Origin of the sequence: Treponema sp. (genome assembly GCF_024696245.1) — a bacterium.
Classification (GTDB): domain Bacteria; phylum Spirochaetota; class Spirochaetia; order Treponematales; family Treponemataceae; genus Treponema_D.
Genome location: NZ_JAILGZ010000122.1, coordinates 1 through 17,466 on the forward strand (window position 1 = coordinate 1; position 17,466 = coordinate 17,466).

Here is a 17,466-nt window from a genome sequence, read left to right on the forward strand (position 1 = left end):
ACCCTTCTTTTTGCAGGAATTGTAAACGGAAAGAACATCTGGAGATGTAACTACGAAAGTAAAAACAAGCTCCTTGAAGAAATTAAAAAATATGTAAAAGAAGAAAACATTGTTATTACAAGTTCATGTTCCCTTCTTCACCTTCCTTACACAACAAGTCAGGAAGAAAAACTCTCTCAGGAGATTTTAAGCCATCTTGCCTTTGCAGAAGAAAAGCTTACAGAAATAATGGAAATCGCTTCTGCAGATAAGGATGCCCTTGCTTTAAACAAAAAACTCTTTGAAAAAGAAAGATGTCAGGCAGATAAAAAAGTTCAGGAAGAAATTAAATCCCTTAAGGACAGTGATTTTGTAAGACTCCCTGCTTTTGAAGAAAGAGAAAAGATTCAGCAGAAAGAATTTAACTTACCTGCCTTCCCTACAACAACAATCGGTTCCTTCCCTCAGACCCAGGAAGTAAGGGCAAAGAGAGCCGCTTACAAAAAAGGCAGCATTTCTAAAGAAGAATACATCAACTTTAACAAAAACAAGATTAAGGAATGCATTAAGCTTCAGGAAGAACTGGATCTGGATGTAATCGTTCATGGTGAATTTGAACGCAATGACATGGTTGAATATTTTGGAAGCCAGCTGGAAGGTTACATCTTTACTCAGCGTGCCTGGGTACAGAGTTACGGAAGCCGCTGTGTAAAACCACCTGTTGTATGGAGCGACATCAGCAGAAAATCTGCCATGACTGTTGACTGGTCAGTATTTGCTCAGGAACAGACAAAGCGCCCTGTTAAAGGAATGCTTACCGGCCCTGTTACAATTTTAAACTGGTCTTTCCCAAGAGAAGATATCTCGCTAAAAGAACAGGCCCTTCAGATTGCACTGGCAATTAAAGAAGAAGTTCTGGACCTTGAAAAAAATGGAATCAAAATCATTCAGATTGACGAAGCAGCTTTAAGAGAAAAACTTCCATTAAGAAAAGCTGACTGGCACAAGGATTACCTGGACTGGGCTATTCCTGCATTCCGCCTTGTACACTCTAAGGTAAAGGCAGAAACACAGATTCACACCCACATGTGCTACAGTGAATTTAATGACATCATTCACGAAATCGATGACATGGATGCAGACGTAATTACATTTGAAGCAAGCCGTGCCGACCTTAAGATTCTTGATGCCCTTAAAGCAGCAAACTTTAAAACACAGACAGGCCCTGGTGTTTACGACATTCACTCTGCCCGTGTTCCATCTGTTACAGAAATCTACGGCTCCCTTAAAAAGATGCTGGAAAAAATTCCTGCAAAAAAACTCTGGATTAATCCTGATTGTGGTCTTAAAACAAGAGCAGATCCGGAGACTAAGGCCAGCCTTAAAAATCTTGTAGAAGCAGCCAAACTCCTAAGGAAGGAAAATGCGTAATTTAAAAATCATTTAAAAAAGTAAATCCATCTTAAACTTAAAAAAAAGATTTAAGCTTAAGATGGATTTTTTTATGCCTTAAGGGCAAAAGCTTTATATAAAAAATTACAGCTTAAAGGAATCAATCTTTACAGAAAGCTCCTGACTGTCATGAAGATTCTTTTCTGAATCAGAAGTAACATGCTTTACGCTGGAAGAAATACTGTTAACACTGTGAGTCATAAGCCTCATACTGTCAGTAATATTTTTTGTTACGTCAGAAAGAACCTTCATCTCTTCTACAACATGATCTGCACCTTCCATGATTTCTCCAGAAGAATTTTTAACAAGAACTGTAGAATCAGAAATGCTCCTCATTGCTTCAAGAACCTGCTTGTTACCTTCTGTCTGTTCATCCATGGCATTTTTAACAACAAGCTCCTGTGAACGAACGGTACCTGCAGATTCATAAATTACATCAAACTGCTTCTGAACTTCTTCAATGCTTTCTGAAATATGACTGATAGATTCAGAAAGAGTCTTTAAGTTGGCATCGATATTCTTACCCTGAGAGCTGGACTGTTCTGCAAGCTTTCTGATTTCGTCAGCAACTACAGCAAATCCACGACCTGCTTCTCCTGCATGAGCTGATTCAATTGCTGCATTCATGGCAAGAAGGTTTGTCTGAGCTGCAATAGCCTGAATGATTTTGCTGGCATCAAGAAGAAGGGATGACTGCTGAAGAACATCCTGAGCAACTGCAACTGCATTCTGAATTTTTGTACGACCCTCTTCAGAAGCTGTACCAAGCTGTTCAATGGCAGACATATTACGTTCAAGAATTTTAGAAACTGAATTAACATTTGCTACCATTTCATCTACAGCAGCAGAAGATTCTGTTACGGCAGAAGACTGGGATTCAATACTGTTGTTAAGATTCTTAAGGCGGGAAACAATCTGGTTAACGGAAGCATTTGATTCTTCTACACCTGAAGACTGATTTTCCATTTCTTTATTTACTGAATCAATATTCTGACTAATTGCTTCTACTTCCTGATTTGCAGAATCAAGACTGGTCTTAAGGGTAGTAGCAGCAGTTTCTGAATTTTTTGCAGATGAATACATTTCAGAAAGAATGTTTTTTGTTTCTTCACGGAAGTTATTGATATTGTTTACAAGTTCACCAACTTCACAACGACATTCAACACGGAGAGGTTCAATCTGATAGTTCTTTTTAGAAAGTTCTTCAGTATGATTCTTAACATCATTAACACCAAGCCTGATTGAACGAACAGTAAAGAAAGTACTGGTAAAATTAGTAATGGTAAAAATAATTCCTATTGGAAGAAGCTTATTTACCATAAGAAAATCTACGCCATGAAAAAGATTTGCCGGAATTGAAACAACATGTTCAACAATAAGAACAATGGAAATCATTGCAAGAAGAATTACAACATTTGTTCTCTGACTCATGGACATAAGCTGAACTTCCTTGTAATGAGGAAGCCAGAAAAGAGACTTGTCGATTACCTGAAGCATTACTACAAAACCAATCATAGAAAAACCAAAGGCAAGGCTCCAGAAAAGAGTAAGCCAGGTTACAAAAGAAGACTGGTTTGTAGAAAACTGACTTAATGTAAGACCATTCTTATTTGCAAAAAGAATGATAAGCTCAGAAAAAAGAGCACAGAAAACTACAACAATAGCAATGTTAATGTTGTACCAGTTTTTAAAGTAAAGGTTTGTTGCACGGATTGATTCCTTAGAACCATCGTAAGCCTTAAACTTTCTGATAAGAAGAATGTACATCACAACAGGTGGTACTACAAAAGCAATCAAAACAAGAAATATAAAAAGACCGTCTGAAAGCAAAACTGAAAGTTCTGATGAAGAAACGGCTCCGGAAAATATTGCTACCGGACCAAAAAGTAAAATTGGAGAAAGGTAACACTCCAAAAGCCAGAGGAAAGTTACAAGATCAAATTTTCCCCGATTTTCAAAAGTATGTCTCATAAAAAACACTCCACAATTCGTATTCTCGCTTTTAAGAATAACATAATAATAAGATAAATTTAAGATTCTTAAGTATTTTTAATATTTTAGAAACATTTTTAATAGCCCAGTTTTTTATCCACAAGATAGCGTAGGCTTTTACCATGAACAAAATTATTCAGGTCTTCAAGGAACATCTGAGTATTTTTATCTTTGGTATAAGCAAGAGTCATGTTACCGGCCACATGGGGAGTAATCAGAAGATTCTTTACCTTCCAGAGAGGACTGTCTTTAGGAAGAGGTTCTTTTTTAAAAACATCAAGAGCCGCTGCTGCAAGATGACCGGACTCCAGGGCAGACACAAGGGCGTCTTCGTCTATGGCAGAACCCCGGCCTACATTTATTACGTAAGAAGAATCTGGCATAAGGGCAAGGCGTTCCTTAGATAGAATACCCTCCGTTTCTTTAGTAGCAGGCAGACTCATGGCAAGAAGGTCTGTCTGAGGAAGCACTTCATCAAGACGGCTTACAGGTAAAACTGAATCAAAATATCCTGAATCATTTTTTCCACTGCGGCAGACACCTGTAATGGAAGCAGGTTCAAAAGCCCTGAGACGCTTAGCAAAAGAAGTACCAATATCTCCGGTACCAAGAAGGGTAACACGACAGTCCTTTAGGGATTTCTGTTCCCTTGGACTAAGCCATTTACATTCCCTGCTTTCATCAAAAAATTCATTAAGACGACGAAGCATAACTAAGGACATGGCAATCATATGTTCCGCAATTGAAACTCCATAAGAGCCGGCAGAGTTTGTAATAAGACAGTCTTCATTTGCAAAATAGCCTGGCTTTAAAACTGAATCCACACCAGCCCAGGGAAGACAAATCCATTTAAGATTTTTACTTGTCTTTACGATTGAAGGAGCAAAACCGTAAATAATTTCTGCATCATAATCTTTAGGGGCAACATCTTTTTCTGTCTTATAAAAATGGCAGTTAAGCTTAAGGGAATCAGCTGTCTTTTTTATAAGATCAAAGTGAGACTGTTCCAGAAAAGAATTTATTACCAGAACTTTCAACAGGACTTTACCTCATCCACAAGTTCAAAACGCCACTTCTGTTTTACATCCGGATATTTTTCGTGATCAACTTCACTTAAAAACATTTCCTTCTGACGAATCCACAAAGAACCATCACCATAAAGGCGGCGGTAAACAACATATTCTTCCTGGGTTTCTGAATGAAAAGCAACATCTTCTACGATATAGAATTTATTTTTAAAATGCCTGTAGACTCCGTGAATTTTTACATCTCTTTTTTCTTCCATATTTATACTCCAATATAAAGATTCAATATTATAGCACGAGAAAAATATTTACAGAAAGATAAGTTAAAAACCGCTTTTTTTATTTAACAAATTTTCAAAGGAGAGTATGCTGAATTTACAGACACATCCATATTAAGAGGAAAAAAATGGAAGAAGGAAAAACAAGACAGTACTGGCTTAAGACCATGCTTAAAATTTCTGAGCCGGTAATAAAAAACTACGCACAGAATAAACTGCTTAAAAGTATTCCCCTGGAATTTCACCCTGACAGAAAGGATTATATTTTACTTGAAGCAATAGGACGCACCCTCTGTGGTATTGCACCATGGCTTGAAAACAAAAAAGTTCCGGAAGAAGAAAAAGAAGTTCAAGCTAAATGGAGGGAACTCTGCCGCAAAGCAATTGCAAATGCAACAGACCCGGCTTCCCCTGACTATGCAAACTTTACACAAGGCTACGGACAGGCCCTTGTTGATGCAGCCTTTCTTGCCCAGGCAATTCTCCGCGCCCCTACTGAACTTTACAAAAAACTGAATGATGTAGAAAAAGAAAATCTTGTAACTGCATTAAAAGCCACCCGTAAGTTTAAGCCTTTTGTCTGCAACTGGATTTTCTTTACGGCAATAATCGAAGCCTGCCTTTACGTAATCACAGGCCAGTGCGACATGGTAAGAATTGAATACGCCATCAGAATGTTTGAAGGCTGGTACAAGGGAGACGGACTTTACAGCGACGGCCAGTACTTTCATGCAGACTACTACAACAGTTTTGTAATCGCACCAATGTACTATGACATTCTTAAAGTCTTTAAAAAAGAAAATGACTATAAGGAACTTTTTGAAAAAATAAAGGCAAGAGCCAGCCGCCACGCAGGAATTCTTGAACAGCTGATTAATTCAGATGGAAGCTACCCTGTTGTAGGAAGAAGCACCAGCTACCGCTTTGGAGTGTTCCATGCATTATCCCAGGCAGCACTGGAAGGCTTTTTACCAAAAGGAGTTTCCCCAGCCCAGGTAAGATGCGGACTGACGGAAGTAATAAAAAAAGTATTCTCTGCAAAAAATCTTTTTGATAAAAAAGGATTCCTTACACCGGGAATCTACGGCCGCCAGGAAAAAATGGCAGAAGGCTACATAAGCGTAGGAAGCCTTTACCTCTGCCAGACAATTTACCTTGTAATGGGATTAGCCGCTGACAGTAAATTCTGGACAGATAAAAACCAGGACTGGACAGCAAAAAAAATCTGGTCAGGCCAGGACGTAAGCTGCGACCACGCCATAGACTGATTTTTTAATGTAACAAGACCCTGCATAAAAAAAACAAGCTCCTTCTTAACGAAATCCACTTCATTAAGAAGGAGCCTGTTTTTTTACAGCAGCTCTTCTATCTTATCAAGAATCAGACAGTCAGCAGGAAGCCAGTCCACAGAGCGAAGATTTTCTTTTGTAAGCCAGCGGGCATTCTCATGCTCCAGTAGATCCAGCTTACCTGACACAATTGAACAGACAATACAGTGCATGGTCAGATGAAAAGCCGGGTAATCATAATCAACTACTCCAAGAATCTTTTCTGCCTTAACCTGAGTAGCCAGTTCTTCCTGAATCTCGCGGACAATACAAGCCTCAGGGCTCTCCCCTTCTTCCAGCTTACCACCGGGAATCTCCCAGCCGTCCTTATAGTCACCATAACCCCTCTGGGTGGCGAACACTTCTTTTTGATGAGTAGCTGGATTTGTACGGAGGATGATAGCTCCGCTTACTGTGATTTGTTTCATGGCTGTTATAAGTGCAATTTAATATTATTAATATTTTTTTTCAATGTATTCTCCAATATTCAGAAATTTCTTCTTGCGAAATAAAATTCTTTTTTTCCTTTACCATGTTAAGAATCTTTTGAATCTGAAACTGAGGCTCCTTTTCCGATAAATCGAAAGGTAAAACATAAAGATACAATCCATAATCTTTTTCTTCTGCATAATAATCAAAGCGAGGTAATGGATTTTTGAAGTTCTTAGTACATGGATAGAGTAAAATCAAGATTGGCTTTATTTTACCTTTGTGAAGCTTAAAGCCATATTTTTCTCCATAAGCAAACAATTGATAAATATCTTTTACATCTATTAAATAATTTTCACGAAGATTGTTTTCATCAAGGCATTTCCATTTAGTATCAATAATAATATCCTGAGTTCCAATTTCTTGCCCCGCCTCATCATAATTTTTTGCATCTAAAAACATATCCGGACGTATTTTAAAAATACCATGTTTTTCACTACGATGCCTATCTATCAAATAAAATTTTGAATGTTGAGTATTTGTAACATAATCCCGGGCATATTTCTTAAAGAGTTTCGCAATATAACATTCAAAAAGTTTTTCAGCAGGAAATAGAAGTGCCTGATTGTAATGCTCTCCAGTAAATGGAGTAAAGCCTTTACCTTTTAGAATTTGAGCACTCCACTTAATCAATAAATCATACATTGCAAGAGTTCTGTTTCCGTTTAAGGCTTGTTGTAAATCTAAATCAATATTTTCCGAAAAAGGAATTCCTTCAAAAATCAATTGAAGCTTTTTTAGATGATTTCGATTTTGATGATTTGCAGAAGTGAAGAAAAGCTTATCCAAAGTCGTTTTTAAAATTCTATTATGAGGAATATTAAGAAGATATTTTGAATATCTAACATAAAATCTCTCTTTATTAGTCCCATTTTTTGTAATCTGCTTATTAACTAAAAGCTTACCCTTAAGAAATTTTTCATTTTCATCAATTTTTGTATAATTATTTTTTAAGCCATGAGATAAAAGTTTTTCCACTTCCTGAATATAATTGTAGATATAGTACTCAAGAATTGGGAAGTTTTTTTTCGATTCAACATCTGCAAACTGAAAAGTCTTTGCTTTTTCCTGAACGAGGGCAGCAAGCATTTTTAGAAAAACCACACGAGATTCATCTGCATCGTATTTTACTTCCTTGTTTGATTCATCATGATCATAAATTTTTGGAAGGATTTCTATAGATAAGCCATCACTAGTCTGAATTGTTCCAACAAATTTATTGGTCTTGATATATCTTTTCCCAAGCTTTGAATGAATGGACATAATAGAATCCATGTCTGAATCAGAATTTTCAAGAATGAAATTCCACAGATTATCAAAACTTTTTCTTGGTAAAACTGCATCAAACTTAGAGCAAGAAACGCCTTCAGGATAAATTGATGAATACTCAAATGCTGTTTTTATCGTCTTCATTTTTATTCAATATGGTCAATAAAATTCTTTGCTTGTTCTGTTGTCTTTACCGTGAGCAAATTCTCATTTAATTTATAAATTTGGGGAGAATCCACATAATCTTCCATAGAATTAATTGCTTCATTATCTTCCATATAAAAACTATTTGCAGTCGAATTTGAAAAGTCTTCATACTCATTTAAAACCATTCTAATCTTTTGTGTTTCACCATAAAAATATTCCTCCAAAAGGGGAATGATTTTATCTCTAAGACATTCAAAGATTTCTACATCTTCATTTTCGCTAGAAATATTGATGAAATATGCCTGCCCAATTTGATAGTCTTTTCCTAGCAAGACACGAATTCTGTTATTTATAGATTTCAATATTCTTGAAGCTTTTTGATTATATCCAGAATATTCTGGCTTACATTCGATAAAACGAAATCTTCGTCTTAGAGCTGAATCAAGCAGCTGAATGGAACGATCTGCAGTATTCATTGTTCCGATAATTTTCAAATTAGCCGGAACAGCAAATTTCTGTCCAGAATAAGGAAGTGTTACAACCAATTCTGTTTTTGGATCAGCGCCACATCTTTTTGAGACTTCTATCAAAGAAATCAACTCTCCAAAAATTGAAGCTATATTACCACGGTTAATTTCATCAATACAAAAATAAACAATTTTGCCATTATCAATTGCGTCTTGAATTTTTTCAGCCCGCTCATCATCTTCTATCATTTCTAAAATAGAATCATAACCTGCAAGTTTTGCCGCTTTTTCACAGGCCTTGTAAAAAATACCAGGTTCAACTTTATACTCAATCTGATTTGTACTTGCGTTTACCTTTGCTCTGATACCTTCAACAAATTCTTCATAGCTAAATGATTGATGAAAGGTTATCGTAATTGTATTTTCTTCTTTTTGTGGATTATTAATATAATCCTGCTGAATTTTATAAGTCTTACCAGTTCCTGGAACTCCATAATAAATTTCGTTTGATAAATCTTCTTTCATTGCAAGTACCTCATTTGAATTTTGGGGAGGGGTGAGCGTCTTTTCATCTTTTAAAAAAGTATTTGCATATTCTTTATAAAGGGAAATCATTTTTTTTAAATCATCTTGCAAAACATTGTCTTCTGGTATTAAGTTTTGTTTGTATTCCTTAAAAAAGATAGTTCCTTCTGTATAGAGCTGACCAAGTTCGCTTATATCAGAACCAAGATTTATATTAGGGCCAACTTGAAAATCGGTTGTTTTTATTTTTTGTTGGATTTTATTTGCAGTGTCATGTAAATACTGAATTGCATCAATTTTTCCTTTATCGTTTTTAACTTTTGTACATCCCTGATTTAAAGTTAAATATAATGATTCTCCATTTTTAGACAAAAGATAAACTATATATATTCCTTCTTGGGCAGTAGTTGTAATTTTTTTATCAAAAATACAAATCCAAGGAATCGCAGCCCAGTTTCCCTGTCCTACACTACCTTTAATTTGATAATCATTTTCATTGATAATATTGGTTTTAAAAATTTCGTTTGGAATAGTTGCTCTTACAAGAGTACCAATAGGATGATTTGTAAACTCTTCTCTCGTTGAGGCTAAATAATTATTTGTAAATTTTGTAAATAAATCTTTCAGCATTCCCTATTTCCTACAAAAGTGCCACAAAAAACGGTCGTTTTTGGTGTTGTTGTTTGTATTAATTTCTTCGTTCATATTAATTCCATTATAATATAGTACAGTGTCAATGAATGACACCGTTTATAAAATCTGATACATAAAAATACAGCCTTCGTCATATTTGGGCTTTACATGAGAATGGACGTATTTTTCTTTTTCTTTGGAAAGACGAGAAAAGCCCATTTCTTTATAGTGCTCAATGAGTTTATCTTCAGGGAGAGCATAAATATATAAAGCTTTTGCGCCTAGAAAAGACTGTATAAAACGGGCCAGAGGAAGAATAAATTCCCTAAATGTTGTTTTACCAATTTCTGAGAGTTCAGGATGCTGTTTTCGATAAGATGAATTTACCGAAAAGTTTGATAATTCAATGGAAGGTACCGTAAAAAACTGGTTATCTGACAACTCCAATGTAAAAAGTCCAGATTTCAACGTAAAATATGAAGCGATTTCGTGAGTTTCATTATCTTTTACTAAATATGTTCTTGCAATGTTATCGTCTTCTTCTGGAGCTGCCAAAAGTTTCAAATAATCTTCCAATCCTTTGCCAGATTTTTGAGATACTGAAAAAGACCTGATAGCTTGAATATTATCTTCAGAATCAAATAAATGCTGATAATAAAAAGTTTCCGTTTTTATCGGCAAATAGTTCATTTTTGATCCTTCTCTGTAGTTCTCAATTTCCTTTCTTGTGCCCGTTTTTTTTCATAAGCAGCGACATCTTTATCAAGTTGCGTAAAGTCTGGACGAGGTGTTGTCAATATTTCCTCAAGAATTCGTTTTCCAGGTGAATCAGGAAAATCGCGCCATGAAATTGGTTTTCCATAAGTCATAATGTACCTCCTCTTCTCCTCATTATAACATATTGCTTTTTCACCTTCAATTCAGTTTTTTGAATCAGCTAATGCAGCTTTTGTTGCATATTTAAAAATTGTACTGCCACCAAAAACGACCGTTTAAAGTGCTCTCCAGAGGGGGAATGCCTTCCCCTCGCTCCAGCCACTAGCGTGTCTTATGCTACCCCTTCTGAAGGAGACACCCCCGCAACGCCCACTAAACTCAACTGTATAGATTTATTCTGCGGATGTGGCGGTCTTTCTAAGGGATTCTTAGATGCAGGTTACAATGTTTTACTCGGCATAGATTTTGATGATGCTGCACTTGAAACTTTTCAAAAAAATCATGGCACTGCAAAAGCAGTAAAACTAGATCTTTTCAATCACGACAACATTTCCTACATAACCAATTACCTCAAAAAAAACAATCTTGAACTTGATGTTCTTATTGGTGGACCTCCTTGCCAGGGTTTTTCTATAGCAGGCCCCCGAAACAAAGATGATAAAAGAAATCGTCTTTATTCGGCAATGGTCAAACTTGCTGACCGTACTAAACCTAAAGCGGTCCTCTTAGAAAATGTTCCAGGAATGCTGCAGACAAACGGTGGCATTGGGGCAAAAAGAATCGTAGCTGATTTTAAGGAAATCGGTTACACGATGATTCCAAAATTGCTGTATGCACCTGATTTTGGAATTCCTCAAATTCGTAAAAGAGTTTTCTTTGTAGGTCTTCGAGACAAGACTCAGGCATTTAAATTTCCATCTCCAGTTTTAGACAAAGACCATTATATAACTTGCGAACAGGCAATAAATGATTTACCGGCATTAGAGGGTATTTATGGTGATGAGGTTCAAAAATATCCTTGCCAACCAAAATCAGAATATCAGCGCTTAATGCGTGCAAATTCCAATGAAATTCATAATCACATTGGAACGCTCCATGATGAAAAAACTTTGAAATTCCTCGCAATGATACCGGAAGGTAAAAATTACAAAGCCCTACCAAAAGAATATGAAGGAATTTATAAGTACCATGAAGCACTTACCCGCTATCACAGCAAAAAGCCTTCTTTAACGATTAACACTTGCCATAGGTCTCATTTTCACTACAAGTACAACAGAATACCAACAGTTCGCGAAAGTGCAAGACTTCAAAGTTTTCCAGATGATTTTATTTTCTACGGTACTAAAGCTCAGCAGTACAGGCAAGTTGGAAATGCAGTTCCTCCATTACTGGGAAAAGCAATAGCAGAGCAACTCAAAAAGTATCTGGAGCAGAAAGACAATGATTAAAATGATTGATCTTTTTGCCGGGTGTGGTGGACTAACGGATGGATTTTTACAGACAGGACTATATAAAGAAATTGCCTCTGTTGAATGGTTGAAACCTCAGGTTAATACCATGCGAAATCGTCTCAAGACAAAATATGCTGAAGCAGACGCAGATGAACGTGTTATGAATTTTGATATTCAGCGAGAGGACGAATTGTTTAATGGATGGAACGATGAAGAATTCGGAGAAAGCAAAGGTCTGGATTATTATGTTAATGCGGAAAATGGAATAGACATTATCATTGGCGGGCCGCCTTGTCAGGCATATTCTGTTGCGGGACGTGTTCGTGATGAAAACGGCATGAATGATGATTATAGAAACTTTCTCTTTGAACATTATCTTTCTGTTGTAAAAAGATACCAGCCAAAACTGTTTGTTTTTGAAAATGTTCCAGGAATTTTGTCGGCAGCCCCAAATGGCGTGAAAATTTCAGAACTCATACAGTCCTCATTTAAATCGATTGGATACGAAATCGTTGATGATCTGAGGAAAGCAAAGGTGAATGCAAATGATTACAACGTTCCTCAAAACCGCGAAAGAATTGTAATAGTTGGAATCAAGCAGGCGAAAACTAGAGACTGCCAGAAAATTCTCGAAGGTTTCTATACTTCGATTCTTCCAAAATACAAATCAAACAACCACCTCACAGTAAAACAAGCTATTGGGGATTTGCCGAAAATTACACCTTATTTTGATGAGGAGCATCATTCAAAACACGAGGCGTACAAAGTTCCAAAATCAAATATTACATGGCATGAACCTCGATATCAGAATATTCGTGACATGGGAACATTCAGAACATTGGCAGAAGATATTGAGACTGGCCGATTTGAATATGATTCAAAAAAAATAACGGAGTTATATGCAGAAAAGGTCGGTTCAAAGTCCCCAATTCATCGCTATCACGTTCTTGAGGCAGACAAGCCAAGCACAACAATAATTGCACATCTTTATAAAGACGGAAATAGATTCATACATTACGACTCAAAGCAAGCAAGAAGCATTACTGTTCGTGAAGCCGCTCGGCTTCAATCATTCGATGATGATTTCAATTTCATTGGAAGCAGAGGAAATGCCTATCAAATGATTGGAAATGCAGTTCCACCTCAACTTGCTAAAAACATAGCAAAAGCCATAAACGATTTATATAAGCAATTAGGAGATAACAATGTATCATTATAATTTTACAAATGATTTACGTATTACTTCTTTGGACGAAATCCTGAAAGAAGCTTCTAATGCATTTTTAACCGACACTGTCCCTTCGGCATCAGAAGATAAGAGTAAGAATAACAATTTTATGACTGTTGGTTTTTATTTCAACCTTAAGGCAAAGGGGAATTGTGCAAAACTTGCTTCAAAAGGAAATACAAGGAAAGTTGTATTGAATTTTATAAAAAAATTTCAATTCCCAAATCCAAGAACATCTGCTGATTATGAGAATTCAATTAACGACAAGATATTACTTGCTCCCATGAGAGATATTGTAAAAATTCTTCATATACTCTCTTTAACTGATATAAAAACCGCATTCTTAACAAAAGATGAAATTGAAAATTTTATCTTTTATAACGATGATTTAGCAAAGAGACAAAACTATAATTTGTTACTAACCGCTAATCAAATAATCCAGTATCGAAAAGATTCTAATATTCCTCAAAATATTAATACGGTGAAAAATGAACATATTTGGAACCACTCGGAGCGGCAAATTCGAGAAATGATAAAAACACTGAATTATACAGGATGCTTTACTGAGGATGATAATGGAATCAAATTGAAAACTAAAGGGATTACAAGAGATAATGAAGCAGACCTATTTGAAATCATAAACTGCAATTCATATTGGACTGGAGAAACAGCAGAAGATTATCAAAAATACATGGATGAGATATCAATTATGGAGGAAATCATGGAAATTCAGGAAAGCACAAAAAATAAAAACACCCTCACTTCATCCCAAACCATCTACTACGGCGTACCTGGCTCAGGAAAATCTCACAAAATAAATGAGATTATAAAAGACATCCCAGATGAACAAAAAATGCGTGTGGTTTTTCATCCTGAATACACTAATGCTGATTTTGTTGGTCAAATTTTGCCGGTTCAGGATTCAGAGGGAATAGATTACCGATTTAAGGCTGGGCCTTTTTCTAGAATTTTGAAGAAAGCTTTAAAGAATCCAGATAAACCATATTTCCTGATAATCGAAGAAATCAATCGAGGAAATGCTGCGGCAATTTTTGGCGACTTGTTTCAACTGCTTGATAGAAAAGCTGACGGCTGGAGTTCATACTCAATAGATAACTTGGATATCAACGCCTTTATTCGAAGTGAGGACGACCGTTATTCAGAAAAAAATCCGCCATCAAGCAAAAAAATTGGGGAAATTGATTTTACGGAAAACTCTTCTATCCGTCTTCCTCCAAACCTTTCTCTCTACGCCACTATGAACACCAGCGACCAGAATGTTTTCACTCTCGACAACGCTTTTCAACGCCGCTGGGATATGAAACTTATAGAAAACAAGTTTAAAGGGAAGGATGCAGAAAGTCAGCGCAATGCAAAAATCGGCGGAAGTGATGTTACTTGGGAAGCCTTTCAGACTCATATTAATAAAAAGATTGGAGAAATGTCTTCTTCAATGGGAATGAGCAGCATGGAAGACAAGCGACTGGGCTGCTGGTTTGTAAAGGCTGAAGAGGGAGAAATCTCAAAAGAGACTTTTGCAGAAAAGGTCCTTAAATATCTTTGGGACGATGCCTTTAAGTTCAACCGGGACGAAATTTTTGATATTAAAGATAAAGCTGTAAGCCTGGAAACTATCGTTCAGACCTTTAAAAATGGAGATGAAGCTATCTGTAACTGGAGCATTTTTAAGGATACAAGTTTTATCTCTTCCGCAGTGCAGAACCCTGATTCTGCAAGTGATAGAGAAGAAAAACAAGAATGATAAATCAGGGAGAAGAAAAGATTTCAGATTTTTCTCTAAAAGATGCCTGCATTTATGATGCAAAATTACAGGGCGATGAATTTGTGGGCTTAAAATATGAAAACGGAAAAGTCTCTGTTCAATTCCCTTTAGGCTATACTAAATCAGAGGACGAAAAGGAAATCCGCCGGGACATATTGAACCTTATTTCTGTACTTGCATCTTTTTCTGACCGAAAGGATTCTTTTATTCACGCTTCCTCTGCAAAAGATTATTCGAATCAATTTCCTATTCATGCCTATATGTATCTTATTTCTGATTTTATGAACAAGGGCTATTATTCGGAAAGTCAAGCACTTTACAAAAAATCATCTTCTGGAAAAATCAACTGGAGCAGGACAATTAAACAGATTCGCCCTCAGTTAATCGATGATTCTGTAATTTATCTTGATTTTATTAGAAAGCGAACTAATCATAATGAAAACGAACTTATCAGCCAGATTCACAAATACCTTGTTTACGAAAGTTTTTCAAAAATCGGCTGGATATTTTCCTCTTTTATGCCGCAAAAAGGGGCTTTAGCTTTTAATGCAAATCTTTTCAGGGCAGTGGTAAAAAGTAAAATTTCTCAAACTTTCGACGAAAAAGAACTCATGCTTTTTCAAAATATGCTCCTCATCATTGATTACAAGGATTCAACGGATGAAGCAAAAAACTTCTATTTTGGAACGGAACATTTTGAATCGGTATGGGAAGGGCTGATTGATTCAGTTTTTGGCCAGGATGATAAGGAAAAATTCTATCCAAAATGTCACTGGTTTATCGAAGGAAAAGGCCAGGCAAATTTGAACAATGACATTTACAAAAAATATTCCCTGCGACCTGACACGATTATGATTACAAACCGGGGAAAAGAAAATCAAAAGATTTTTATTCTTGATTCTAAATACTATAAATATGGATTATCTAAAATCCCATATGATTTACCAGGAACAGGTTCTATTGTTAAACAATTTGCTTATGCTGAATTTATTGAAAGAGAACCAGAAAAAATTCCACATGATGTTAAAAAAGTTCTTGATAAAAAAGCAATCTATAACGCTTTTATTCTTCCAGGCCAACATGATTCTCCACTACAGTATTTTGGTTATTCACATGCCGACTATAAAAACGAACATGAAAAATCTTATTCAAAAATTTATGGTTTTACTTACGATATTAAAACTTTAATGTACAAACATATTCCTAAAGATAAACAAATGATAGATGAACTTGCAAAACTTATTACGACATCCCTCTAACTTTTTGAAGATTTTCTTTACTATCTAGTTTTCTTTTAGCAATAAATCGTTGAATTGTCATTCGATGTTTTCCATATAATTTTGCCATTTGATTTATGCTTGTACCAGCCAAAAGCATTACACTAATCGGTAGTTCAGCCCCATCAAGTTCATAATGTTTATTTTTAATTCCTCGAGGTCGTCCAAGTTTAACACCTTCAGCCTTTTTACGTTCAAGAGCTTCTTTTGTTCGCTGACTAATAAGATTTCGTTCAATCTCTGCACTTAAGCCAAAGGCAAACGCTAATACTTTACTCTGAATATCATCACCTAAACGATAATTATCTTTTATCGTCCAAACTCTTGCATCTTTTTCCATAATAAGATTTAGAATCGACATTATCATAAAAAGATTCCTTCCAAGACGACTTAATTCAGAACAAATTATTAAATCATTTTTCTTTACCTTTTCCAAAAGTCTACCAAGTTCTCGTCTTCCTGGTTCTACCGTTCCACTTATTGTTTCTTCTATCCAAGAGTCTACTTTCATCTTATGATGACTACAAAAGTCTTCAATTTCAAAACGCTGATTTTCTACTGATTGTTTGTCCGTACTGACGCGAATATATCCATAAACCATAAATTAAATATAATAAAAATTAACTCTGTAACAAAATTTTCCCACACGTCAATTTATGGAATCCCGTACTTTTTACTACTTCCCCTACCCTACCCCGTCCTCTTCAAGCAGAAACTGTTCAAGTCGAATTAAGATTTAAAGGGACATTTAAAAGGACATTTATGTCCCTTTACCCATATTCTTATGCAAATTTTCCATTATATCCGCCAAAATACAGACTTTGGCAGGTTTTTGATACAGACTTTGGCGCGTTTCCGATACAGACTTTGACGCGTTTTCGATACAGACTTTGGCGTGTTTCCGATACAGACTTTGGCGTGTTTCTGATACAGACTTTGGCGCGTTTCTGATACAGACTTTGGCGCGTTTTCGATACAGACTTTGGCAGGTTTTCGATACAGACTTTGGCGCGTTTTACTTAAAGAATTTTTGCATATTTACACATTTTTATTAAAAATTTCAGCAATTTTTACACATTTTTACACTATTTATTCTGAGAAATTACACATATTTGCAAAAAACAAGAGGGGAGTTTTACACGTTTTTACAGTAAAAACATTACCTTTTTTACACATTTTTACAAATTTCTGCATATCTGCGTCAGGCTATGGAGTACCGCCGCAGGCGTCCACCGCAGGGCCCTTAATGGGACCGAGGAGGATGAGCGGTTAGCGAAGTACGTAACATGAACTGAACCCAATTTTTTGGACAGTTTTATGCTACCATACTTTTCATTCGTACTTCAATTGGAGTCCGAAAATCTAAAACGCTTGAATCCCGTTCATAATTAAAATAATGAATGTAAGATTCAAGTTGTTCCAGGAA

The 17,466-nt window shown here is 35.9% G+C and carries 15 protein-coding genes; 6 read left to right on the forward strand and 9 right to left on the reverse strand.

The features are described 5' to 3' along the window. A partial coding sequence (gene metE / locus K6D58_RS08450) for a 5-methyltetrahydropteroyltriglutamate--homocysteine S-methyltransferase (RefSeq protein WP_296829663.1) occupies window positions 1-1,410 on the forward strand: 1,410 nt, incomplete at its 5' end. A gap of 105 nt (window positions 1,411-1,515) precedes the next feature. On the opposite strand, the gene K6D58_RS08455 is transcribed toward metE, so the two are convergent. From K6D58_RS08455 to K6D58_RS08465, 3 genes are all read right to left on the reverse strand, one after another. Next, a complete protein-coding gene (locus K6D58_RS08455) occupies window positions 1,516-3,402 on the reverse strand; it encodes a methyl-accepting chemotaxis protein (protein WP_296829665.1) in 1,887 nt (628 codons plus the stop codon). Between the two features lie 98 nt (window positions 3,403-3,500). Then, on the reverse strand, window positions 3,501-4,460 hold the full coding sequence (locus K6D58_RS08460; protein ID WP_296829668.1) for a D-2-hydroxyacid dehydrogenase: 960 nt from the start codon (window positions 4,458-4,460) through the stop codon (window positions 3,501-3,503). Beyond that, window positions 4,457-4,708 carry a DUF1653 domain-containing protein gene (locus K6D58_RS08465; RefSeq protein WP_296829671.1) on the reverse strand — a complete coding sequence of 84 codons (252 nt, stop codon included), beginning with the start codon at window positions 4,706-4,708 and terminating at the stop codon, window positions 4,457-4,459. Before K6D58_RS08465 ends, K6D58_RS08460 begins: the two co-directional genes overlap by 4 nt. Window positions 4,709-4,854: 146 nt before the next feature. Between K6D58_RS08465 and K6D58_RS08470 the strand changes: the two genes are divergently transcribed. Next, window positions 4,855-5,994, forward strand: coding sequence for a DUF2264 domain-containing protein (locus K6D58_RS08470; protein WP_296829673.1), 1,140 nt, complete (start codon window positions 4,855-4,857; stop codon window positions 5,992-5,994). Between the two features lie 83 nt (window positions 5,995-6,077). Here K6D58_RS08470 and K6D58_RS08475 read toward each other — a convergent pair whose 3' ends face one another. The 5 genes from K6D58_RS08475 to K6D58_RS08495 form a co-directional block, all read right to left on the reverse strand. Further along, on the reverse strand, window positions 6,078-6,482 hold the full coding sequence (locus tag K6D58_RS08475) for a (deoxy)nucleoside triphosphate pyrophosphohydrolase (protein WP_296829675.1): 405 nt from the start codon (window positions 6,480-6,482) through the stop codon (window positions 6,078-6,080). 40 nt (window positions 6,483-6,522) lie between these two features. Beyond that, window positions 6,523-7,956 (reverse strand): McrC family protein, encoded by a 1,434-nt coding sequence (locus K6D58_RS08480; protein ID WP_296829677.1) that lies wholly within the window; start codon window positions 7,954-7,956, stop codon window positions 6,523-6,525. Window positions 7,957-7,958: 2 nt separating this feature from the next. Beyond that, window positions 7,959-9,581, reverse strand: coding sequence for an MrcB family domain-containing protein (locus K6D58_RS08485; RefSeq protein WP_296829680.1), 1,623 nt, complete (start codon window positions 9,579-9,581; stop codon window positions 7,959-7,961). 120 nt (window positions 9,582-9,701) lie between these two features. After that, the gene (locus K6D58_RS08490) at window positions 9,702-10,274 is read right to left on the reverse strand and encodes a hypothetical protein (protein WP_296829682.1); all 573 of its coding nucleotides are present in this window, start codon (window positions 10,272-10,274) and stop codon (window positions 9,702-9,704) included. Further along, window positions 10,271-10,453: a hypothetical protein gene (locus tag K6D58_RS08495; RefSeq protein WP_296829685.1), complete on the reverse strand. Its 183-nt coding sequence runs from the start codon at window positions 10,451-10,453 to the stop codon at window positions 10,271-10,273. Before K6D58_RS08495 ends, K6D58_RS08490 begins: the two co-directional genes overlap by 4 nt. Window positions 10,454-10,627: 174 nt before the next feature. On the opposite strand from K6D58_RS08495, the gene K6D58_RS08500 reads away from it, so the two are divergent. The 4 genes from K6D58_RS08500 to K6D58_RS08515 are packed head-to-tail and all read left to right on the forward strand — an operon-like array spanning window position 10,628 to window position 16,022. Then, on the forward strand, window positions 10,628-11,749 hold the full coding sequence (locus K6D58_RS08500) for a DNA cytosine methyltransferase (protein ID WP_296829688.1): 1,122 nt from the start codon (window positions 10,628-10,630) through the stop codon (window positions 11,747-11,749). Between the two features lies 1 nt (window position 11,750). After that, window positions 11,751-12,971, forward strand: a complete 1,221-nt coding sequence (locus tag K6D58_RS08505) for a DNA cytosine methyltransferase (RefSeq protein WP_296829691.1) — start codon at window positions 11,751-11,753, stop codon at window positions 12,969-12,971. Then, entirely contained in the window at window positions 12,958-14,742 is a 1,785-nt protein-coding gene (locus K6D58_RS08510; protein ID WP_296829694.1) for an AAA family ATPase, read from the forward strand. The genes K6D58_RS08505 and K6D58_RS08510 overlap by 14 nt, the downstream gene beginning before the upstream one ends. Beyond that, window positions 14,739-16,022: an LlaJI family restriction endonuclease gene (locus tag K6D58_RS08515; RefSeq protein WP_296829697.1), complete on the forward strand. Its 1,284-nt coding sequence runs from the start codon at window positions 14,739-14,741 to the stop codon at window positions 16,020-16,022. The genes K6D58_RS08510 and K6D58_RS08515 overlap by 4 nt, the downstream gene beginning before the upstream one ends. On the opposite strand, the gene K6D58_RS08520 is transcribed toward K6D58_RS08515, so the two are convergent. Beyond that, window positions 16,006-16,641, reverse strand: a complete 636-nt coding sequence (locus tag K6D58_RS08520; RefSeq protein ID WP_296829700.1) for a master DNA invertase Mpi family serine-type recombinase — start codon at window positions 16,639-16,641, stop codon at window positions 16,006-16,008. The two genes, K6D58_RS08515 and K6D58_RS08520, sit on opposite strands and share 17 nt — an antisense overlap. Between the last annotated feature and the right edge of the window lie 825 nt (window positions 16,642-17,466).

Coding starts and splice junctions, on each gene's coding strand:
- K6D58_RS08485 (WP_296829680.1), bottom strand. CDS start 9,581: ATGCTGAAAGATTTATTTACAAAATTTACAAATAATTATTTAGCCTCA.
- K6D58_RS08505 (WP_296829691.1), top strand. CDS start 11,751: ATGATTGATCTTTTTGCCGGGTGTGGTGGACTAACGGATGGATTTTTA.
- K6D58_RS08475 (WP_296829675.1), bottom strand. CDS start 6,482: ATGAAACAAATCACAGTAAGCGGAGCTATCATCCTCCGTACAAATCCA.
- K6D58_RS08520 (WP_296829700.1), bottom strand. CDS start 16,641: ATGGTTTATGGATATATTCGCGTCAGTACGGACAAACAATCAGTAGAA.
- K6D58_RS08455 (WP_296829665.1), bottom strand. CDS start 3,402: ATGAGACATACTTTTGAAAATCGGGGAAAATTTGATCTTGTAACTTTC.
- K6D58_RS08470 (WP_296829673.1), top strand. CDS start 4,855: ATGGAAGAAGGAAAAACAAGACAGTACTGGCTTAAGACCATGCTTAAA.
- K6D58_RS08465 (WP_296829671.1), bottom strand. CDS start 4,708: ATGGAAGAAAAAAGAGATGTAAAAATTCACGGAGTCTACAGGCATTTT.
- K6D58_RS08480 (WP_296829677.1), bottom strand. CDS start 7,956: ATGAAGACGATAAAAACAGCATTTGAGTATTCATCAATTTATCCTGAA.
- K6D58_RS08490 (WP_296829682.1), bottom strand. CDS start 10,274: ATGAACTATTTGCCGATAAAAACGGAAACTTTTTATTATCAGCATTTA.
- K6D58_RS08510 (WP_296829694.1), top strand. CDS start 12,958: ATGTATCATTATAATTTTACAAATGATTTACGTATTACTTCTTTGGAC.
- K6D58_RS08495 (WP_296829685.1), bottom strand. CDS start 10,453: ATGACTTATGGAAAACCAATTTCATGGCGCGATTTTCCTGATTCACCT.
- K6D58_RS08515 (WP_296829697.1), top strand. CDS start 14,739: ATGATAAATCAGGGAGAAGAAAAGATTTCAGATTTTTCTCTAAAAGAT.